Source organism: Bacillus sp. 37MA, from assembly GCF_000372765.1.
GTDB classification, from domain to species: Bacteria; Bacillota; Bacilli; order Bacillales; family Domibacillaceae; genus Domibacillus; species Domibacillus aminovorans.
Map to the genome: position 1 here is coordinate 230,976 of NZ_KB889752.1, position 20,491 is coordinate 251,466.

At 39.5% G+C, this 20,491-nt stretch carries 18 protein-coding genes and 3 riboswitches; of the genes, 14 read left to right on the forward strand and 4 right to left on the reverse strand.

The window, feature by feature from the left end; all coding sequences use genetic code 11:
- The first annotated feature begins 273 nt into the window (after window positions 1-273).
- Window positions 274-1,821, forward strand: coding sequence for an L-glutamate gamma-semialdehyde dehydrogenase (gene pruA / locus A3M5_RS0101300; protein ID WP_018391945.1), 1,548 nt, complete (start codon window positions 274-276; stop codon window positions 1,819-1,821).
- Between the two features lie 28 nt (window positions 1,822-1,849).
- Window positions 1,850-3,043, forward strand: coding sequence for an ornithine--oxo-acid transaminase (locus A3M5_RS0101305; protein WP_018391946.1), 1,194 nt, complete (start codon window positions 1,850-1,852; stop codon window positions 3,041-3,043).
- Window positions 3,044-3,090: 47 nt separating this feature from the next.
- Here the strand turns inward: A3M5_RS0101305 and A3M5_RS0101310 are convergent, their stop codons facing one another.
- Complete coding sequence (locus A3M5_RS0101310; RefSeq protein WP_018391947.1) at window positions 3,091-4,008, reverse strand: proline dehydrogenase family protein; 918 nt, start codon at window positions 4,006-4,008, stop codon at window positions 3,091-3,093.
- A gap of 576 nt (window positions 4,009-4,584) precedes the next feature.
- Between A3M5_RS0101310 and A3M5_RS0101315 the strand changes: the two genes are divergently transcribed.
- Window positions 4,585-4,848 carry a DUF1292 domain-containing protein gene (locus A3M5_RS0101315; RefSeq protein ID WP_018391948.1) on the forward strand — a complete coding sequence of 88 codons (264 nt, stop codon included), beginning with the start codon at window positions 4,585-4,587 and terminating at the stop codon, window positions 4,846-4,848.
- A gap of 491 nt (window positions 4,849-5,339) precedes the next feature.
- Here the strand turns inward: A3M5_RS0101315 and A3M5_RS0101320 are convergent, their stop codons facing one another.
- The gene (locus A3M5_RS0101320; RefSeq protein ID WP_018391949.1) at window positions 5,340-5,549 is read right to left on the reverse strand and encodes a hypothetical protein; all 210 of its coding nucleotides are present in this window, start codon (window positions 5,547-5,549) and stop codon (window positions 5,340-5,342) included.
- Between the two features lie 313 nt (window positions 5,550-5,862).
- On the opposite strand from A3M5_RS0101320, the gene A3M5_RS0101325 reads away from it, so the two are divergent.
- On the forward strand, window positions 5,863-6,234 hold the full coding sequence (locus tag A3M5_RS0101325) for a hypothetical protein (protein ID WP_018391950.1): 372 nt from the start codon (window positions 5,863-5,865) through the stop codon (window positions 6,232-6,234).
- 382 nt (window positions 6,235-6,616) lie between these two features.
- Here the strand turns inward: A3M5_RS0101325 and A3M5_RS25920 are convergent, their stop codons facing one another.
- The gene (locus A3M5_RS25920; RefSeq protein WP_231373211.1) at window positions 6,617-6,799 is read right to left on the reverse strand and encodes a hypothetical protein; all 183 of its coding nucleotides are present in this window, start codon (window positions 6,797-6,799) and stop codon (window positions 6,617-6,619) included.
- Between the two features lie 359 nt (window positions 6,800-7,158).
- Here A3M5_RS25920 and A3M5_RS0101335 point away from each other — a divergent pair, with 359 nt between their 5' ends.
- From A3M5_RS0101335 to A3M5_RS0101355, 5 genes are all read left to right on the forward strand, one after another.
- Window positions 7,159-9,348: an ATP-dependent helicase gene (locus A3M5_RS0101335; protein WP_018391951.1), complete on the forward strand. Its 2,190-nt coding sequence runs from the start codon at window positions 7,159-7,161 to the stop codon at window positions 9,346-9,348.
- A gap of 127 nt (window positions 9,349-9,475) precedes the next feature.
- The gene (locus A3M5_RS25925; RefSeq protein WP_231373256.1) at window positions 9,476-9,559 is read left to right on the forward strand and encodes an S-layer homology domain-containing protein; all 84 of its coding nucleotides are present in this window, start codon (window positions 9,476-9,478) and stop codon (window positions 9,557-9,559) included.
- On the forward strand, window positions 9,525-9,758 hold the full coding sequence (locus A3M5_RS0101340; protein ID WP_018391952.1) for a hypothetical protein: 234 nt from the start codon (window positions 9,525-9,527) through the stop codon (window positions 9,756-9,758). Before A3M5_RS25925 ends, A3M5_RS0101340 begins: the two co-directional genes overlap by 35 nt.
- Before the next feature lie 217 nt (window positions 9,759-9,975).
- Window positions 9,976-10,137 carry a hypothetical protein gene (locus A3M5_RS25055; RefSeq protein WP_155894650.1) on the forward strand — a complete coding sequence of 54 codons (162 nt, stop codon included), beginning with the start codon at window positions 9,976-9,978 and terminating at the stop codon, window positions 10,135-10,137.
- Between the two features lie 495 nt (window positions 10,138-10,632).
- A complete protein-coding gene (locus tag A3M5_RS0101355; RefSeq protein WP_018391955.1) occupies window positions 10,633-11,472 on the forward strand; it encodes a DUF2268 domain-containing putative Zn-dependent protease in 840 nt (279 codons plus the stop codon).
- Window positions 11,473-11,495: 23 nt separating this feature from the next.
- On the opposite strand, the gene A3M5_RS0101360 is transcribed toward A3M5_RS0101355, so the two are convergent.
- The gene (locus A3M5_RS0101360) at window positions 11,496-12,203 is read right to left on the reverse strand and encodes a class I SAM-dependent methyltransferase (RefSeq protein ID WP_018391956.1); all 708 of its coding nucleotides are present in this window, start codon (window positions 12,201-12,203) and stop codon (window positions 11,496-11,498) included.
- A gap of 474 nt (window positions 12,204-12,677) precedes the next feature.
- Window positions 12,678-12,764: riboswitch (cyclic di-GMP riboswitch) on the forward strand.
- A 296-nt stretch (window positions 12,765-13,060) separates the two neighbouring features.
- On the opposite strand from A3M5_RS0101360, the gene A3M5_RS23555 reads away from it, so the two are divergent.
- From A3M5_RS23555 to A3M5_RS0101385, 5 genes are all read left to right on the forward strand, one after another.
- Window positions 13,061-15,397: a putative bifunctional diguanylate cyclase/phosphodiesterase gene (locus A3M5_RS23555; RefSeq protein WP_018391957.1), complete on the forward strand. Its 2,337-nt coding sequence runs from the start codon at window positions 13,061-13,063 to the stop codon at window positions 15,395-15,397.
- Window positions 15,398-15,553: 156 nt separating this feature from the next.
- A riboswitch (cyclic di-AMP (ydaO/yuaA leader) is annotated at window positions 15,554-15,693 on the forward strand.
- Window positions 15,694-15,848: 155 nt separating this feature from the next.
- Window positions 15,849-16,268 carry a sporulation protein gene (locus A3M5_RS0101370; RefSeq protein WP_018391958.1) on the forward strand — a complete coding sequence of 140 codons (420 nt, stop codon included), beginning with the start codon at window positions 15,849-15,851 and terminating at the stop codon, window positions 16,266-16,268.
- Window positions 16,269-16,297: 29 nt separating this feature from the next.
- Window positions 16,298-16,684: a Na-translocating system protein MpsC family protein gene (locus A3M5_RS0101375; protein WP_034289522.1), complete on the forward strand. Its 387-nt coding sequence runs from the start codon at window positions 16,298-16,300 to the stop codon at window positions 16,682-16,684.
- A 52-nt stretch (window positions 16,685-16,736) separates the two neighbouring features.
- Window positions 16,737-16,879: riboswitch (cyclic di-AMP (ydaO/yuaA leader) on the forward strand.
- A gap of 335 nt (window positions 16,880-17,214) precedes the next feature.
- Window positions 17,215-19,041, forward strand: coding sequence for a potassium transporter KimA (kimA, locus tag A3M5_RS0101380; protein WP_018391960.1), 1,827 nt, complete (start codon window positions 17,215-17,217; stop codon window positions 19,039-19,041).
- An 85-nt stretch (window positions 19,042-19,126) separates the two neighbouring features.
- Window positions 19,127-20,467, forward strand: a complete 1,341-nt coding sequence (locus A3M5_RS0101385; RefSeq protein ID WP_018391961.1) for a TrkH family potassium uptake protein — start codon at window positions 19,127-19,129, stop codon at window positions 20,465-20,467.
- Window positions 20,468-20,491 lie beyond the last annotated feature (24 nt).

Sequence of the window (20,491 nt, forward strand, 5' to 3'; positions counted from 1 at the left end):
GCAAGAATTAGAGGTCTCATAAACGTACAGGAAATCGACTTTTTTTATGTTGTTGTCATTCGCTTAGTGTGCAAAATGTCCAAGTGTGCTTGGCGTCGTTCTTTAAAATTCGTTCATCATCTGAAATGAATCATACATAAAGTAAATCATGTTTTGGCTCTGTATTTATGAAGTTCAGATACTATTCTTTGATAAGTAGGAATATGCTTATTATATACAGCTATTTATTTTTATCAGTCGTTACATGGATCAAATCAATTTGGAGGGATTTGCATGGTAACAGCTTATACTCACGAACCATTTACCGATTTTACAAAAGAAGAAAATAAAAGGGCTTTTCAAGAAGCACTTGCTCATGTGAATACTGAACTTGGACAAGAATACCCACTTGTCATTAATGGTGAAAAAATCATTTCAAGCGTAAAAGTACAGTCTATTAATCCAGCAAAAAAAGCCGAAATAATTGGCACTGTATCCATGGCCGACAAACAATTGGCGGAACAAGCAATGCAGGCGGCGCTTACGGCATTTGAAACATGGAAAACAACAGACGCGGCGTATCGCGCTAACATTTTGTTTCGTTCTGCCGCGATCATCCGCCGCCGGAAGCATGAATTTTCAAGCTGGCTTGTAAAAGAAGCAGGAAAGCCATGGAGAGAAGCAGATGCGGATACGGCAGAAGCGATTGATTTTCTTGAATATTACGCACGGCAAATGCTTGAACTGAAAAATGGCGCGCCGGTTAACAGCCGTTCGGGTGAGCAAAATGTGTTCAACTACATTCCTCTCGGCGTTGGCATTGTCATTTCGCCGTTTAATTTTCCACTGGCGATTATGGCGGGAACGGTTGTCGCTGCGCTGGTTACCGGCAATACTGTTCTTTTAAAGCCGGCCGAGACAGCACCGGTTGTTGCCGCAAAATTTGTGGAAGTGATGGAAGAAGCGGGTCTCCCAGCTGGCGTCTTGAATTATATTCCGGGCAGGGGCGCTGAAATCGGGGACTATCTTGTGGAACACCCGAAAACGCGGTTTGTATCGTTTACTGGCTCGCGTGCTGTCGGTTGCCGCATTTATGAGCGTGCTGCAAAAGTACAGGAAGGCCAAATTTGGCTGAAGCGGGTCATCGCGGAAATGGGCGGAAAAGATACGGTTCTTGTTGATCGCGACACCAACCTTGATCTGGCTGCTTCATCCATTGTTTATTCCGCATTTGGCTTCTCCGGTCAAAAATGTTCAGCGGGCTCACGTGCGGTCATTCATCAGGATGTGTACGATGTAGTGCTTGAAAAAGTCGTTGAACTGACTGAAACATTATTTGTGGGCAGCCCTGAACGGGACGATACGTATATGGGGCCGGTCATTGATGAAAAAGCATACAAAAAAATTATGGACTATATTGAAATCGGCAAAGAAGAAGGCCGCTTGATGACAGGCGGATCAGGCAATGATGAAAATGGCTATTTCATACAGCCTACGATTTTTGCGGATGTAAAAGAAAATGATCGTCTTATGCAGGAAGAAATCTTTGGGCCTGTTGTCGCCATATGCAAAGCGACCGATTTTGACCATATGATGGCCATTGCGAACAATACAGATTATGGCTTAACGGGTGCATTGATTTCTAATAACCGCGATTATATCGACCGCGCGCGCAAAGAATTCCACGTTGGCAATCTGTACATTAACCGCGGCTGTACGGGCGCGATCGTCGGATACCAACCATTTGGCGGATTTAATATGTCGGGAACAGATTCAAAAGCGGGAAGCCCGGATTACTTGCTTCTTCATATGCAGGGACAAACAACATCAGAGGCATTTTGAGGGGAATGGATAGAACATCGATAAAGAAATGAGGAATAAAGTAAAGAAAGTGATGCAGCAGACAGAAGAATTTGGCGCAAATAACTACAATCCGCTGCCAGTCGTGATTTCAGAAGCAGAAGGTGTCTGGGTGAAAGACCTGGAGGGAAAGCGCTACATGGATATGTTAAGCGCCTATTCAGCGGTTAGTCAAGGTCACCGTCATCCAAAAATTATTCAGGCGTTAAAAGATCAGGCGGACCGCGTGACGCTAACGTCGCGTGCCTTCCACAATGATCAGCTCGGGCCATGGTATGAAAAAATTTGCACATTGACGAAAAAAGAAATGGCATTGCCGATGAATACAGGCGCAGAAGCAGTGGAAACAGCAGTGAAAGCGGCGCGGCGCTGGGCATATGAAGTAAAAGGAGTTTCGGAAAATCAGGCGGAAATCATCGCCTGCGTCGGCAATTTCCACGGCCGGACGATGACGGCTGTGTCGCTTTCATCAGAAGCGGAATACAAACGTGGCTTCGGTCCGATGCTGCCGGGCATTACATTAATTCCATACGGTGATATGGAGGCATTAAAAGCGGCTATTACACCGAATACTGCGGCGTTCCTGATTGAACCGATTCAAGGCGAAGCCGGTATTGTCATTCCTCCCGAAGGCTTTTTGAAAGCAGCGGATACGCTCTGCAAAGAAAATAATGTGCTATTTATTGCAGATGAAATTCAGTCTGGGCTTGCCCGCACTGGTAAAATGTTTGCATGCGAGTGGGAAGATGTGAACCCGGATATGCTTATTCTCGGCAAAGCACTTGGCGGAGGCATACTCCCGATCTCATGCGTTGTAGCCAATAAGGGCATTTTAGGTGTCTTTAATCCGGGATCGCACGGTTCCACATTTGGCGGAAATCCGCTTGCATGTGCGGTGTCAATCGCATCCATGGAAGTCATTGAAGACGAAAATCTGGTCAGCCGTTCACTCGAACTTGGCACCTATTTCAAAGAAAAACTGTCTGAAATCAGCCATCCTGTTATTAAAGAAGTACGTGGACGCGGTCTTTTTATTGGTGTTGAGCTGACAGAAGCTGCTCGTCCATACTGTGAAAAGCTGAAACAGGGAGGTCTTTTATGCAAAGAAACGCATGAAACCGTCATTCGCTTTACGCCGCCGCTTATCATTTCTAAAGAAGAGCTGGATTGGGCAATTGAGAAAATCAAAAAAATATTTGCATAAAAAACTTCACAAAAAGCCGGCGATCAGACCCGCAGGCTTTTTTGTTTTCATTTCCTTAGAAAAAAACCTTTAAGAGCAAATGAGATATTTTGCGGTCTTTCAGCGAGCCGGCGCATGAAATAGCCAAACCAGTCATCGCCGAAAGGAATATAGACTCGCGTTTTATATCCTTCTTGAACTAAACTGATCTGCATCTCTGTTCTAAAACCATACAGCATTTGAAACTCAAATTGATCACGCTTAATCTCATTTTTTTGCACAAATTCTTTCACCTTAGAAATGATATGATGATCATGAGTAGCAATCGCTGTGTAACTTCCGCTCAATAAATGTTCTTCAATGATTCTTATATAATTTTCATCTACTTTTTCTTTCTCCTGATAAGCGACTTCAGAAGATTCTTTATACGCTCCTTTCACTAAACGAAGAGGAATACCCTTCAACTTTTTCACGTCCTGTTCTGCTCGAAACAAATAAGCTTGAATGACCGTCCCGACATTATCATACGTTTCACGTAGTTCGTTTAAAATGTCTAAGGTAATCTGGCAATGCGAGTAATCTTCCATATCGATTCGGACAAAGATATTGTATTTTTTAGCTGTTTCCAGAATTTGATACATATTTTGGACACAGAAATCCCGATCGATATCTAAACCAAGCTGGGTCATTTTAACCGACAAGTTACTATTGACGCCGGCCTTTGTAATGGCTTCCAATGTTTTTACATTATATTCGGTCGCCTCTATTGCATCTTCTCGGCTTGAAACAAATTCTCCTAAATGATCGAGGGTACAGAGAAGTCCTTTTTCGTTTAATATTTGAACTTGATTGATTGCACTCTCTATGTTCATTCCGGCTACTACTTGGGACGCTCCAAATTTAAGGCCCCATTTCTTTGCGGCCGTATTTAAGGCTTTGTTTTGCGAAGCGTAAAGAAATATGTTTTTCGAAACTTCTGCTAACATCGCTATCCCCCTAATGATAGTTGGTTTTATTTAGAGTGAAGACCAGGCAACTTTGAAAAGTTGTCCGGCATTACCTTACGTGTCCTCATTGTATATGTATATGCATGAATGAGACAATTTAGGGCCTTTTTTGCTCAACAGAGGCTAGTGTGCGAACAGGGGAAGGTACCGATGAGTGGGCTGTAAAAGGTGACATTCTAATCGATCCTGTTTTATCTTCTTTCGGAAAAAATAAAAAACACCATCCATTATCTTGTCGTTAGATGGTGAAGCTGTTTCGTGGATGAATAGGAGAGCCCTGCCTCACAAAATTCATAGACACGCTTAAGTTGAATCATTTATAAGACTGCTTGAGACTCTTTGTTAAGGTTTTCGTTTAGCTTCTACTCCTATGCTAAAATTTGATGTTTAAAACTCATGTTTTTTCTATCCAGATAAGTGTAGACGATCCAGACGTCAGTTACTGGATCTAACAATTTTTGTGATAAACTCTTTGTTTTTCTTTTAAAAGATAAGTTACTGGGGATACTATTTTGGTCCAATTATTTTTAGAAGAACATAGGAGGGAAAGGTAATATGGAAAAAATTGAAGCTGGCGACATCTTAACATTGATTGATGAAAACGATCAGGAGCAAGAATTTGAAGTATTGGACATGTTAAGTCTTGATGGATACGAATACGTTGCGGTCGGATCTGTAGAAGAAGATCAAGAAGCGTCAGAAGAAGAGATCGAAGTCTTCTTTTTCAAAGTTGAAGCTGACGAGCAATTATCCGTTATCGAGGACGACGAGGAATTTGATAAGGTATTTGCTGCGTTTGATGAAGCTATAGAAGAGTAAATATAAAGGAGGACCTGGTTAAAAAGCTTGGCTGCTTTTGCCTAGCTGTTCAAAAGAGAAAAGCAAGATTTTGATAAAAAACTTGAAACAATCACTATTCAATAATTCATTTTCTGATTCCGTAAAAAATAATGTCAAGAGTCTAGCCAACGCGTTAGACTCTTTTTTAGATAAAGGTGAATCTGGTCCGGGGAGGATGGGGTCAGATTATACTGATCAAAGAGTGTCCTTTTGCTCTTCCGTCTCGGTAAGGCTGTATCAGATCTGTTTTAAATATAGGGTGAAGGCGCGACGTTCTCGTTTGGTCATAATGAGGGCTCCTCACCCTAAATTTATCTGTCCAAATACGTGTAGACGAGTCAAAATATATCGACAGATGAAGATTTATATTCACCCAGCCAAAAAAGAATATAAACCAAGCTGCATAGCCGGATGATGATCCCTAGCATGATATAATATTTCCTGGTGGATTATGCGTTATTTTGCCATTCTCACCGCCGTTTTTCTTCTAAGATGCGACTCACGGTAGAATGGTCAATGATAGCTTGTGCCTGATCATGTGAGAGTCCTCGTTCCTTCTGTAGCCAGTTATACATGTGAAGTTGGACGGTCTCAAATGGTTCTAATTCGTACTGTCTTGTTTGTTCGTCGAGTCCGAGTAGATAGTCTTTATGAAGTTTAAAATAAGTCGTTTTATTCATATGAATCACTCCTTTTTCTACTGTATACCCAAAATGAACAAAAGAAAAAACAGATTAACCCATTTATCTTATTGGATTTATTGTAAGGAGTTTCCAAATAATGATGAAGCTTTTTAAGTATAAATATAAAAGATTTTTATAAATGAAAGCGTTACCAATTATGGAGCTTATTGATCATTGTTTTAAAAAGACTTAATGGGATAATAATAATAGGAGACTACTTATAGATGTAGATCAGTCCTTATTTTAATCGGTACAGCTAAATAAAGAAATGTCAGTTGACTGAGACTGAATACAGGAAGGGGCAACGAGCATGTTGAAAAATGGGGATTGGGTTACTGCTCAGATTGATAATTATCACGTAGTCGGTTTTATTGAGAACATTTCTGAGGCACATAATGAGGTGTTCATCACAAAAGTGGCAAACTATGTGGAAGGTGTGACGCACTCGCTGAAACCAACACCGAAACTATTTACCGTCGATCGCGTTGAAAAACTCCCTTTAACACTTGAAAAAGAGGATTGGGATTGTTTGATTGATTTGGCTATTCAGACGGGTGACGAGAGATGGTTTGATCAACTGGTTGAAAGAATGTTGCTTGATGAACAAGAAAAAATAAAAACACGATCAAATCCTTCTCCTTTCAAGTCTGATGGCTTTTACAGTGAAAACTTAGAAAATTAAGTTGTCCAGTATATAACTCATTTTGTCAGATGAGTTCTTCTGTAATAAATGATCCTTTGGGATTTAGGTAAACGAGATAAACCGATTAAAATGGTTTATCTAACAGAAGAATCTAGTATAACCCTTAATGTAGTCTACTTATTCTTTTATAGCTCCTGGGTCTTTGGTTTATTCTTATTTCTTACATGGAAAGTTAGACATTACCATATATGAAAAACCGTTTAGATTTTCCACACGGTTTTTTTTTGTAAAGGAACGTAACAAAATGAGCGGAGGGCATGAGGATGAGTGAAATAAGTAGTCCATCAAAATCAAATACGCTTGCTAGAACATAATCCAAATGTGAAGCATATTTTAGAAGGTTCTCTTCCGTATCAGCTTGTTATCCTTTAACCCATTCTGTTTCTAATTCAATGCCTGCTGCTTTCATCATCGTCATAATGAGGCAGCGGGCATCTGTTTTTTCTTTCAGTTCAGCGAGCCGCTCGGCCGATTCATTTGTTGCGACGCTTACTTTTAGCCATACTTTTTTAAAAAAGACTTGTGCTCCTGCTTCTTCTCGCATCCCCTACGGATCAAAACGACCCTTCACATCAAAACGACCCTTCACATCAAAGTTCATTTCCTATGCATAGCAGCGACTATGTTTTCGCACTCTGCTAAAGAAGCCAAAACATAAGAAAGCGGATCTGGCCTCTCATCATTCCTGCCCAAAATAGGTGGTTCATCAATGATAATTTCATGTTGTTTTGCTTTTACAGTCGTTTTCATTTTTTCAGTTATGCCTGTAACGTGAAATGTCATTGTATTGAAGGGATGTATGCATAATCCATTCCTACTTACGCAGTTGTAGAACGCCCCGATTGACAGGATGTTATAATAGTAGTCTTGGAATGCATCGGTCGAATGAAAGGAGATTTCGGTATGAAAGTAAAAGAAGATTTCTTTGTCCGTAAGAAGAAGGAAGTAGGCGTTTTATTAAATGAAGTCCAGTTGAAGGCTGTTCGTCAAACGGAAGGGCCGCTTCTTTTATTAGCATCACCTGGATCGGGGAAAACCACAACCATTATCATGCGGATTGGCTATTTAATAGAAGAAAAGGGTGTAGATCCAACAAGAGTCAAGGCTGTTACGTTCAGCCGTGCATCGGCAAATGACATGAAAGAGCGATTCAAGCGCTTCTTTCCCGATCTTCCGCCCGTTGATTTCTCAACAATACATAGTTTTGCCTTCGAAGTGGTGCGGAACCATTTTCGTAAAATAGGGACACCTTTTCAGATTATCGAGGGCCACTTAGATGTGGAGGAGCAAGAAGACGTCCATTCGGATCATATGCCGCTGCATAAAAAGATCATCTTGCGGAAGCTGTTCAAATCGATCGTAGGTGAGAACATCCCTGATGACCAACTGGACGAGCTGACTACCTATATTAGCTTCATTAAAAATAAGATGATCCCAAAAGATAAGTGGTCACGGGTTCAATGTGATGTTCCAGAAGCCGAGCGGATACTGCGTGAGTATGAGACATTTAAGAAGTCGGACCATCGTCAATTGCTGCTTGATTTTGACGATATGCTGACGATAGGGAACGAGGTATTGGAGCGGGATCAGGAGCTTCTTCGCAAATATCAACAAAGGTTCGATTATATGTTGACGGATGAAAGTCAGGACACTTCATTGGTGCAGCATGCCATCATCGAAAAACTGGTACGAGAGCATGGAAATTTGTGCGTTGTCGCCGACGATGATCAGGCCATCTATAGTTGGCGAGGTGCGGAGCCATCCTACTTGCTTAATTTTAAGGAAATTTACCCGAATGCAGCCATCTTGTTTATGGAGCAAAATTATCGGTCATCCAGCGATATCGTGAATGTTGCCAATTCATTCATCAAAAGAAATAAGAATCGATACGATAAGAATATGTTTACGAAGAATCCTCCGAGTAAACCGATTAAGATCAGAAGTTTTGCAGATTACGTAGAACAGGCAAAATATTTGGTTCAGGACATCCAGAAAGTTAAAAACCTTGCTGAAGTGGTGATATTATATCGGAATAACTCGTCTTCCATCGCTTTAATGAATGAGTTTGATCGAGCGGGGATTCCCTTTTATATGAAGGATGCGGACAATCGTTTCTTCTCGCATTGGGTAATTGAAGATATTCTGAACTTCATGCGGATGACGTTTACCGATAAACGTCCTGAGATATTGGAGAAAATCCATTTTAAGTTTAATGGGTACATAAGTAAACAGCAGATGGCGGCATTGAAAGAATTCAACAACAATGAATCGGTATTTGATAACTTGCTTAATTATGTTCAAGTTCAGGATTATCAAGTCAAACCGTTGAAGACAAGCAAAGAAACATTCGAGCAAATGCGAGGGATGCCGCCACTGCATGCCATCCGTGTCATTCGAGAGCGGTTAGGCTATGAGAAGGCACTTGAAAAGATGTGTGAGCGTTTCGGTTTTCGAAAGGACTATTTGATAGGCATCCTAAACACGCTGGAAGAGATCGCAGATACACTGGAGACGATGGAGGAATTTGCGAGTCGGTTAAAGCATCTGGAATCGGTTTTAAAGACGGCAAAATCCAGGAAGGGTCAGAATGCCGTGACGTTCTCCACGTTTCATAGTGCGAAGGGATTGGAGTTTGAACGGGTCTATATGATTGACCTGATTGATGGTATGATCCCATCTTCAGATGATCAAGGTAGTGCTGCGTTAATGGAAGAAGCGACCCGCTTGTTCTACGTTGGCACGACAAGAGCGAAAAAACACTTGGAACTCATCGTGTATAGGGAGCGGGATGGGGAAAAGATGACAGAGTCTTCATTCGTAGCGGCGATCAGGAACATTATGAACCCACCAAAGCAGGATCATACAGGACAAGTAGAGGAACATCGAGGGACAGTCGTTGATATTCCGTACAATCTTAATGCTATCCGTAACAGCTCGGAGTTAGTCGTAGGGAAAATGGTGAAGCACAGGGTTTTCGGGGCGGGAACCATTATTAACGTGAAAGAAGAAAAGATCCATATTCGATTTGAGGCAAGAGAAAAAGCGCTGCTGATTGCGACTTGTTTGGAGATGGGGCTGTTAGAGTCAGTGTAAAATAGGAATGATATATGTAAGGGATCGGAATAATTGGCATAATACCGATTATCGATCCTTTTTGTGTTAGATTGTATGCACTAAACAACTTCTGTTGCTCTTTACTTAATACATTCTTCTTTTCTTCATAGGATTTGAAGATAAAACATTCCGTCCAACTGAAGAAATGACACGCAATGAAATGGCATCCATTATCCAGCGTGCGTATTAAATTGACGATTTCTCAAACAGCATCAGCAAACATCGCCTACACAGATATCAGTTCAAGTCATCGGGCATATGAGGGCATCGTGACGATGGCTTCTATCGACAAAACAGGGTTCTTTAAAGGCGAAAAGTTCTACGGTACGCACCTTGCGACACGCGAAGCCTTCACGATTGCGATTTACAACGCTTTGAATGCAAAATAAAAAAGTGAGCCTCGATCTATCTAGATCGGGGCTCATTTTTTTATTTCTTATTCTTGAACTTCTTCAATCTACGAAGAAGTTCAAGAATGGCTTGGGGTATCTGATAGCAGATGCTGTTATGGATTCTATTTCGGTTACACCAGCCTTTTATAAAAATGTAAATACCACTTTTATACGAAAGACTAATAGTAAGGTCTCTCTGAAGGTGGTAGAAGAAATGAAAACGGCAGCTCCATTTTGGAACGCTCATGTAGCAAAAGACTTGGTGTATTCCGTTTATCCGACAGCAAATGAGCATCGAGTAAACGACGTGGCAAAAAATGCTGAACGTTTTAGCAAAGGATCTTCGTTTGTATGCTTCTCTTTAAACCCCGCATAAGGGTTCTTGTGTAAGAACCCTAGAACCCTTATCCTTAGTATTCCATTTAAATTACCAGAAGAACGCGGTTGCTAAGACAATCCCCGTAATGAAACCGAGAGCGAACGGAATACCAGATCTCCGTCCATATCCTCCGAAAAATCCATAGCCATAGCCTCCGAGATTTCTAGGCCGTAGCCAAACGTAATCTTTATTAACTCTAGTGATTTCTCCCACATGCACGCTGCCATCACGACCCGTTATTCTGACCATTTTCCCGTGGTATTTACAGCAAAGATTATACATATTTGAATAGGGCATACATATCCTCCTTTTAATCTTATTTACATGCTTCCATGTATTATTAACGTATGTAGAAAATGAGATTTTGTCATAGACACTTGTCTCCATATACGCATTATATTTATTTAAGTGAAAATAGTGTTTTCCTTTAATAATGAAACACCAAGGATCATATAAATAAGAAAGTATGTATGCGTAAAAAGGGGGAGACACTTGTCCGTTATAGAGACTCAAACATGGCTGAATACGTTCGTGAAAGCATGCAAAGAACAACAATCAAGAGAGCCCTACTTTATTCAATGTGAGACTTTATGCCATCCACTAGAAGACTGGTTTCCTAAAATAAGCGCTGAAGAACTGCATTATCACTTGCTAGAACAAGGATTATTTGAACCAGAGGAATGGAAAGAGATTGTAACGACCGTTCAGAAAATGGAAAAAAATAATGCATGGAGACTAGTGAATCAGGAATATAAGCGATTAAAAAAGAAATGGAATGGACCAGAGGCTCCGATCTTTATTTTTCCAATTAAAAATGCTCGCCTTTCAGCGAGTAAAAATAGGATTAAAAAAAACGGGGTAACCGTTATGGGGGCAATCTTTTTATTTTTATCCCCTGATCTAGTAAAAGAAGAAATAAAAGCTATATTCGCTCATGAATATAACCATGTGTGCCGGTTAGCCTACTTAAATGTAGAGAATGAAAAGCTCACTTTAAAAGATTCGCTTATTATTGAAGGGCTCGGGGAGTTTGCTGTTAAAGAATTATATGGAGAAAAGTGGTTAGCCCCATGGGCCCATCTTTATTCATTTGAAGAGATCGTGGGATTGTGGAAGCGCCACTTTGTTCCGTCATTGACTACGATGGGGAAGGAAAAACACGATCTTTTTTTATATGGTAATAATCGACAACTTCCGAAATGGATTGGGTATTATATAGGGTTTCAAATCGTGGATTCTTATCAAATGCTTCACGGTCCTTTTAAGAATAACGAATTGTATGCCAAAACGTCTGAAGAGTTGATCGCTGGATCTAAGTTTCCGTATAAGTGACTAGTTAGGAAGAAATAAAAAAATTATTTGAAGCCACAACGAAACACACGAAAGCCAAGAGGGACAGTGGATTGATGTATAAAAGAGTGGTGATTATCCCATAAATCATACCATTCATCGCTAAGATTCTTCGATGGGTTCATATCGGTAATTTCCGTTTGGATGAGTTCAGAAGAGGGGGTTATCATGTCGATATGTGTAAATCCGATCTGTTGCAGTTTCACTTTCCACTCCTCTTCACTCAAAACTTCGTGTATGCCGTATAGGGTGCGCACTTTTTTTTGTACTTTTCTTGATAGTGGCTCTTCCGCTGTCATTTCAATAAGGATCATACGCCCATCCCTTTTTAATAATCTGAATAGTTCATTTAACGTCTTAGAAATAGTAGTAAACGTAATAACGGATTCCGCTATAATGAAATCAAAACTATTGTCTTTAAAATGTAATTTTTGTGCATCTCCTTCGATCACTTGTACTGTTGACTCTTGATTCTTGAAGCGTTCTCTTGCTTTTTCAAGCATAATGGGGTGATTATCTACGGCTGTCACTTGACAACCATATTTTTGATTTAGAAAAGCTGCTGTTTGTCCAGTTCCACAGCCAATATCTAAAACTGAACTGCATGGATGGATGATTTCATCTTGCAATAGAAGTTGTGTTAAAGGAAAACCACCAGGATGCGCTCCACCAATTCCAAAATAGGCTAATAAATCTAGATAGTTATGGCTCATCAAGTATCCCCTATTCCTAAAAATTTTTTGCTAGTAGTGGTACTATATATCAACTTATGTTGAACCTTAAGCGAGGTGCATGTGAAAATAATGGATTATTTTAAGTTCCACTGGCCAATCGATTTGTTTCTCTTCAAGTAAAAGAACCTAATACAACGCTTTTCAAAGATGTGTGATCTGTTTCAACTAAGTTTTCGAGCAGGTTTTTAATTTATGTCTACAGTTCGGTTTTCCCCAATGTCCTTTATCACTCCTGAAAGGTTTGTCCATAAACTCGTAGGTAGTAAGAATACTTCTGAGAAAAGTAGATTATACTGGTTTTGGTATTGAATATAAGATTATTATGTATATAGTTAGATCGACACTAAAGGAAAAACTATATAAAAAAATCAAGTTGCATCTCTATGTAAAAATGAATATAATCGGGACATAAGAGAACGATTATTCCTATTTTCACGTTATAAATAGGAAATTCTACGATAACGGCAAACTTATCGAAAGGTAAGGACGCAAAGCTACGGGTCTAAGGCCGTTAAAAGCTATGATCGCCGGGTTACCGAAAAGAATTGGAGATATTTAAAAAGGAACGATTTACATTTTTTTGTGATTATATCCCTTATTTGTATGCGCCCACCAATCTTTTTGGTGGGTTTTTTGTAGTTGAAATTAACAAGGTAATGGAAGACTTAAACAAATTTTAAATTGACGATCTTTTTAATAAGACGAAGAAGTGTACACGGATCTAAATCTTGTTTTATCAAAACCCAATTGTTCTTTTTCTTCATTGATATTCTTAAGAAAAGAGATTTGTCTAGCTATGCCTTCAGGGATAGCCTTTAATATGGAGGTATGAAAAAGTGACTACATTACTACGACAACCTGTGATGGTTTTTATAATAGCCATTATCATGTTATCTTATATTTGGATTTATTTCTTTCAAAACGATGAAATTATCAGAGAAACAGGCGTGTTCGTTCTGCAACTTATAGGAGTATCAGTGAGCTTTATTTGGGTGTATCAAACTTATGATTCATTAAAAAAAGAAAAGGACAAGGAAAGTAATTTCTGGCTATTGATAGGAATAGGTATGGTTCCTTATGGTGTAGCTTGGCTTATTTCGGGTTATTATCATCTACTTTTGCGAACAAACGCTCCTTATCCTGGATTTGATGATTATTTATGGATTCTCGCGTATTTGATTTGGATCATTGCTCTAATCTATAAACTGAAATTAGTTTTAAAGAAAACTGAAATTACTCGGTTCATATTTGATATTAGCATTTTTATGATTGTAATAATTTCTTTAATCTGGGAATTGCTTTTATCTAACGTTTTCCTTAATTTAAGTGGTAACTTCTTAACCGATGCAATTGGTATTGCCTATCCGGTGATTGACCTTACGTTGCTATTTGTTACTATTTTATTGTATTTTACTACCAGAAATAATGTTAGAAAAACGATTTTTACTTTTATTTCAATTGGCTTTACTTTTCAGATAATTGCTGATTTTATTTATGTTTATCAATCTCTCAATGGGTCGTACATAATTGGAGGTTGGATTAATCCTCTTTGGAACTTGACGTTGCTACTAAAAGGGGCTGCTGGTCTATACATTTTACATATTAAAAAATCATCAATACATGAAGAGGGATATTTTACTAAGATTAAGCACCATGATATTCTTTCGTATATATTGCTCTTGTCATTTCTAATCTATATGTTTTGTTACTCTTTTGATCATTTTGTTTTTATAGAGTATGCTTTTTTTATTGTTATATTTATGGTGATTACTAGACAGGTTATCGTACTGTTCCAGAAAGAAACAGCATTAGAGGAACTTAATGCTCTTTCAAAAAGTTTAGAAAAACAAGTAGAAAATAAAACACAAGAGTTGCAAAATGCTCTTAATAAAGTAAATAAAATGGCTAAATATGACAACTTAACAGGTTTACCGAACCGTTATATGCTTAATGAATGTCTTGACGAAACAATTGAGCGATGTAAGCAAAATAACAAGGAACTAGCCATCATGTTTTTAGATCTAGATCGATTTAAGATCGTAAATGATACAATGGGGCATCACACGGGCGACCTTCTTCTAATAGAGGTTTCCAAAAGGTTAAGACGTAGTGTAAGAGAAGATGATATTGTGGCACGACAAGGAGGCGATGAATTCATCATTCTACTTGAAGATATTGATAAAGATAGTGTGGCGCAAGTAGCACAACGAATTATTGATGAGTTTGTTCCACCATTTACCTTAAACAATAAAGAATTTTTTACAACGACGAGTATTGGAATTAGTATATTCCCTAACGATGGTCAAAATCAGGTAGACATCATTAAAAGTGCAGATAAAGCCATGTATTTAGCAAAAGAACGTGGCAAGAACAACTATCAATTTTATCGTGTAGTTAGTGATACTGTAAATCGAAAAATGATGTTGGAAGAAGGGCTGAGACGTGCCATTGAAGAAAGTGAACTGTATTTACATTATCAACCGCAAATTGATTTAAAAACAAGTGAAATGGTTGGAATAGAAGCTCTTTTAAGATGGGACCACCCCGAACTAGGAAAAGTTTCCCCGAATGAGTTTATTCCAATAGCAGAAGAAACGGGTCTTATCATTCCGATAGGGGAATGGGTTCTACGAGCAGCTTGTAAACAAAATAAAACGTGGCAAGTGGAGGGTTATCCTCCTATTAAAGTAGCTGTTAACGTATCTACTTATCAACTTAGGAGTCGTGATTTTCTTGAGTATGTAAAACAAGTTTTACAAGAAACAGGGTTACAGCCAGAGTTTCTCGAATTAGAAATTACAGAAAGTCTCATGCAAAATTTAATGGAAACTAGGATCATCATAAATAAACTAAAAAAGATAGGGGTAAACATAGCAATTGATGATTTTGGAACAGGTTATTCGTCATTGAGTGTTCTTAATCATTTGCCAATTGACGTGATCAAAATTGATCGAACATTTATTAACGATATGTTAACGAATTCAAATACCAGTGCATTGGTGAAAACAATGATCGAAATGGGGAAAAATTTAAACATTAAACTTGTAGCAGAAGGAATTGAAAGCGAAGAACAGAGAATAGTTCTAAAAGATTTAAAATGTCAAATAGGTCAAGGCTACCTTTTTAGTCTACCTATACCAGTTGAAGAGATGGAAAAATTATTAAATATGTAAGTTCTGTCAATTTCAATATCAGGCCTGAGATTCAAAATTATATATACATAAATATTGCGTTCATATATTTCAATTAAAGAAATCTATTTTTTTCTTTACAAACATTCATTTCGGGAGTATAGTAGCAATCATCAATTTAATATGTATATTGAATCATACCTAATACCGCTTAATCCATTGGAGTGGGGGACCCAATTTCGTGCAAACCACTAGGGGTGAATCCTTCGTTAGAAGGTAGGGCTACTTTCGAGGCCCGAATCCGACAGCTAACCCCATCAGCGTTTCAAAAGGAGGTTTGCTTTGTTGTTTTAAAGAACACTAAGTAGGACCTTAGTGTTCTTTTTTGTAATTTCTAGGTCGTTTATTGATTTTGCTCATAATAAGGAACGATATAAGCTACAAAAATTGGGCCGGTTAAATATAATCCCAATTTCAGGAGGATTTTCGCGCAGTGATTAGAGTATTTAGGAGCCTAATAGGTAGTGTAAGTGGCAAAGCAAGTATTAATCTTACGTTGGACACGAATGAATTTTTACCAGGAGAAAAAGTGAACGGTTATTTTTCTATTAAAGGCGGTTTGTTTAAGCAACAACTTAATAGACTAGAATGTGACTTGGTCGTAACAGGCAAGCAAAAACAAGCAGAGGAATTAATTGGAGAAGGCATAACAATATTAACGTCGAGATCGATAGACCCTCATGCATCAAGTCGAATTCCGTTTACTTTCCAATTACCGAACGGATTAACACCTTCCTCAAACGTATGTCAGTATAGATTTCGTACAAAATTAACTTTTAGCAACGGGGATAAGCGTGTTGATCATGATCAAATAAAAATTTTGACGAGCAAAACCGAGAATATCAGTTCATAAATGAATAGGGACATCGTGATTTTTCAAAAATGGAGGAAGCAATCGTGGCGGGACAGAAGAGAAAGCTCGAAGCAGAGCTGAGTGAGGCACTCATTAAATTACAGCGTGAATTGATTGGCCGTGGGCCGCAGGAAACAAAAACACATATTGCCCAGGATATGGTCATCACCCGTTTCAAAGGAGTCATGACGGTTGAAGAAAAGCATTTAGCTGGTCATCCAGACGGAAGAAAATTGGTGAAAGAAATGCGCCAAGTGCTTCGGGAAATGCACAGTAAGCAATTTGAAGAAATTGTAGAAAAGCACACAAAGTGCAAAGTCCTTTCCAGTCACAGTGATATGAGCACAAAAACAGGTGAGCATATCGAAGTATTTATTATGGATCGCAACTTAGAAAAAGTATTCGTTGCTGAATAAAATAATATTGACTTTAAAAAACAAGCAGAGTAGAATAAATTCCATCAACAACTATATACCTCGGCCTAGTCCCTTCATCGGGAACGGAGGACCCAATCTAGTGGGGCTAATTCTACAGTTTAGTAGAAGGGATGAGAGCAACTCTTTCGCCATCCTGCCCGTCAGCTAACTTCGTCGGCTAAAGCGAAGGAGGTCTAAAGACCACCTTTATTCAGGGGGCTTTTTTTTGGTGCGTTATGAGCGGCGAAAAAGAGCAGCTTGAGCAAAAAAGCAGGTCTTTTTATTGTGCCTATTTTTAGGAAAAGCAGCTTGGAAGACAGAGCGCAAAGAGAGCAGGGATGCTTGCTGGGCGTTACGTAGACCAATGATGTCTTTTTCTCTTACAAAACAGGAAGAATTTTTCCTTTGTTTTTGTGCGGAGAAAAACGTCATTGGTCTTTTTTATTTTTAAAAGAAAGAGCTTTGATATGGGTAATCAAACTTTCATTAACAGGGCAGTATATAAATAAAATAGTGGGTGGTGAAAAGCAGTGTTTTCTTCTATAAAACGATTTTTAATCGGGCGGCCGTTAAAATCCAATGCGCTAGGGGAACAGAAATTAAACAAAACGAAAGCGTTAGCCATTCTTTCTTCCGACGCTTTGTCATCTGTTGCCTATGGTCCTGAACAAATACTGATCGTCTTAATTACCGTTAGTGCGGCAGCGTTTTGGTATTCAATCCCTATCGCGGTCGGTGTATTAATTCTGTTAACAGCACTTATTTTGTCTTACCGGCAAATTATCTTTGCGTATCCTCACGGTGGAGGAGCGTATGTCGTATCAAAAGAAAACCTCGGTGTAAACCCTGGGTTAATCGCTGGAGGCTCCTTGCTGGTGGATTATATCTTAACAGTAGCCGTCAGTGTGTCGGCGGGTACAGATGCTATTACATCGGCATTTCCAAGTTTACATGCTTATAACGTAGGCATTGCCATTGTATTTGTGGTCTTTATTACCATTTTGAATCTACGGGGGGTAACAGAGTCGGCTTCCGTGTTAGCCTATCCGGTTTATTTATTTGTCTTAGCACTATTCATCTTAATTGGTGTGGGGTTATACAACATTGTAACGGGTGAGGCGTCGCCTGATTTACATACGCCCATCGGCACACCGATAGCAGGAATCAGCTTATTTATCCTTCTGCGAGCCTTTGCATCGGGAAGTTCTGCGTTAACAGGCGTTGAAGCCATTTCCAATGCCATTCCAAATTTTAAAGACCCTGCCCCTAATAATGCGGCTAAAACGTTAGCGGCGATGGGTGCCTTGCTTGCTTTGTTATTTACAGGCATTGTGTATTTAGCTTATTACTATGGAATTACACCAAGGGCAGAAGTAACCGTTGTCTCACAAATTGCCGAAGAAACATTTGGTCGGAATTTTATGTATTTCTTCGTTCAGGGAACAACTGCATTAATCTTAATCCTGGCGGCCAATACGGGGTATTCTGCGTTCCCATTGCTGGCCGTTAATCTGGCCACTGATAAGTTTATACCAAGGATGTTTACCGTTAGAGGAGACCGGTTGGGCTATTCCAATGGGATTATCATCCTTGGGCTTTCTTCAATCGTCCTCATTGTTGCGTTTAAAGGACATACGGAACAGCTCATCCCGCTGTATGCCGTCGGCGTGTTTATTCCATTTACCCTGTCTCAGACGGGAATGATGATGAAATGGATACGCGAAAAACCGAAAGGCTGGATCTCGAAACTCATTATTAACTCAACCGGTGCCCTGATTAGCTTTATGGTCACAATCGTGTTCTTTTTAACCAAATTCGCACAGGTTTGGCCCGTCTTAGTGTTTTTACCGATCATCATTTATGTCTTTCATCGAAATAGAAATCATTATGAAGCAGTAGGCAATCAGCTAAGGATTAACGCGTCTGAGCCCGCATCGCCTATCGAAGGAAACGTCATCGTTATACCTGTGTCTGGTATGACTCATGTGGTAGAGAATTCATTAAACTATGCGAAATCTTTGTCTGCGGCCCGGATTATTGCCGTTCACGTCGCTTTTGAACGAGAAGATGAAAAAAAGTTTGAGGAAAAATGGAAGCAATGGCAGCCTGATATTAGGCTCGTAACACTGCACTCTCATTACCGAAGCATCATCCAGCCGCTGACCAAATTCGTGGACATCGTTGAGCATAAAGCGAGTGAATCGAACTACCGGGTCACGGTCGTTATCCCGCAATTTATTCCTAAGAAAGGCTGGCATAATTTTCTTCATAATCAGTCAAGTTTTCTGATTCGTGCATTCTTGCTTCATCGGAAAAGTGTAGTAGTCACAACGGTCCCTTATCATTTGAAAAAATAGAATGATTAAAAAATGATTTCTTGGGTAGCTTTACATCATGTAGAGCTGCCTCTCATTATGTAGGGCAGGAGAGGGGGAAATAATGATGAAACGTAAATTCAGCTATTCCATGGACCCGCCTAAAATATTAGTTAGTGGATTTATCTTTGTTATTTTCTTAGGTGCTTATCTTTTGACGCTGCCTGTCGCTACGAGAGATGGGGAAGGTCTTTCTTTCCTAAATGCCCTATTCACCTCTACCTCTGCGACCTGTGTAACCGGCCTGGTTGTCGTCGATACAGGGACAACGTTTACGACCTTTGGCCAGCTAGTTATTTTGAGCCTCATTCAAATTGGCGGGCTGGGGTTTATGACGTTTGCGACTTTATTTGCTTTTTTGTTTAGAAAAAGAATCTCTTTAAAAGAGCGCCTCATTTTGCAAGAAGCCTTTAATTATTTAACGATAGAAGGCGTTGTCAGGATGGTAAAAAGAGTTATACTCTTCACTATCGTCTGTGAGGTGGTTGGCGGCATCCTACTGGCCATTCGTTTCTCTTTTGATATGCCGATCGGAAAGGCTGCTTATTATGGATTTTTTCATGCGATCTCCAACTTTAATAATGCCGGGTTTGATCTTATGGGCGAATATAGAAGCTTGACTGGCTATGTAAAAGATCCCTTGGTAGTATTGGTCATTTGTTCATTAATTATTATTGGGGGAATTGGATTTGTCGTCATAAATGAGGTGTATGAATATCGGCAAACGAAAAGAGTATCTCTACATACGAAATTAGTACTGCTGACTACCTCTATATTGGTAGGGGGCGGAACAATTCTGATATTTTTACTGGAATTTCATAACCCCAAAACACTTGAGCCTTTGTCGTGGAGCGGAAAGTTCCTGGGATCTTTATTTCAGGCAGTGACGGCGCGTACAGCCGGTTCGAATACACTGAACATTCCCGATTTAGCGAACACAACATTGTTTTTGATTGTCTTTTTAATGTTCATTGGTGCTTCTCCTGGTTCTACAGGAGGAGGGATTAAGACGACGACGTTTGCGACGCTGGTCGGAGCAATGCTGTCCCAAATTAAAGGAAAAGAAGAGGTTGTTTTTTTCAAAAGAAGAATGGATCACAAGCTGATTTACAAATCCTTGACGGTTATTTTAAGTAGCCTGTCTGTTGTCGTCATCGTAACGATGATCCTGACGGTCACAGAACCAGGCAAGGGGTTTTTAATGATTCTGTTTGAAGCGACATCAGCTTTTGCCACAACGGGATTATCGATGGGGCTTACACCGGATTTATCCCCTGTTGGGAAAGTCATCATTATCATGACGATGTTTACGGGAAGATTAGGGCCCTTAACATTGGCCATTGCGCTTACGTTGAATCGCCGCCCAGATCCTTTCCGTTATGCGGAAGAAAAAATCATGATTGGATAAATTTCATTTGTTTGAAAATAATTC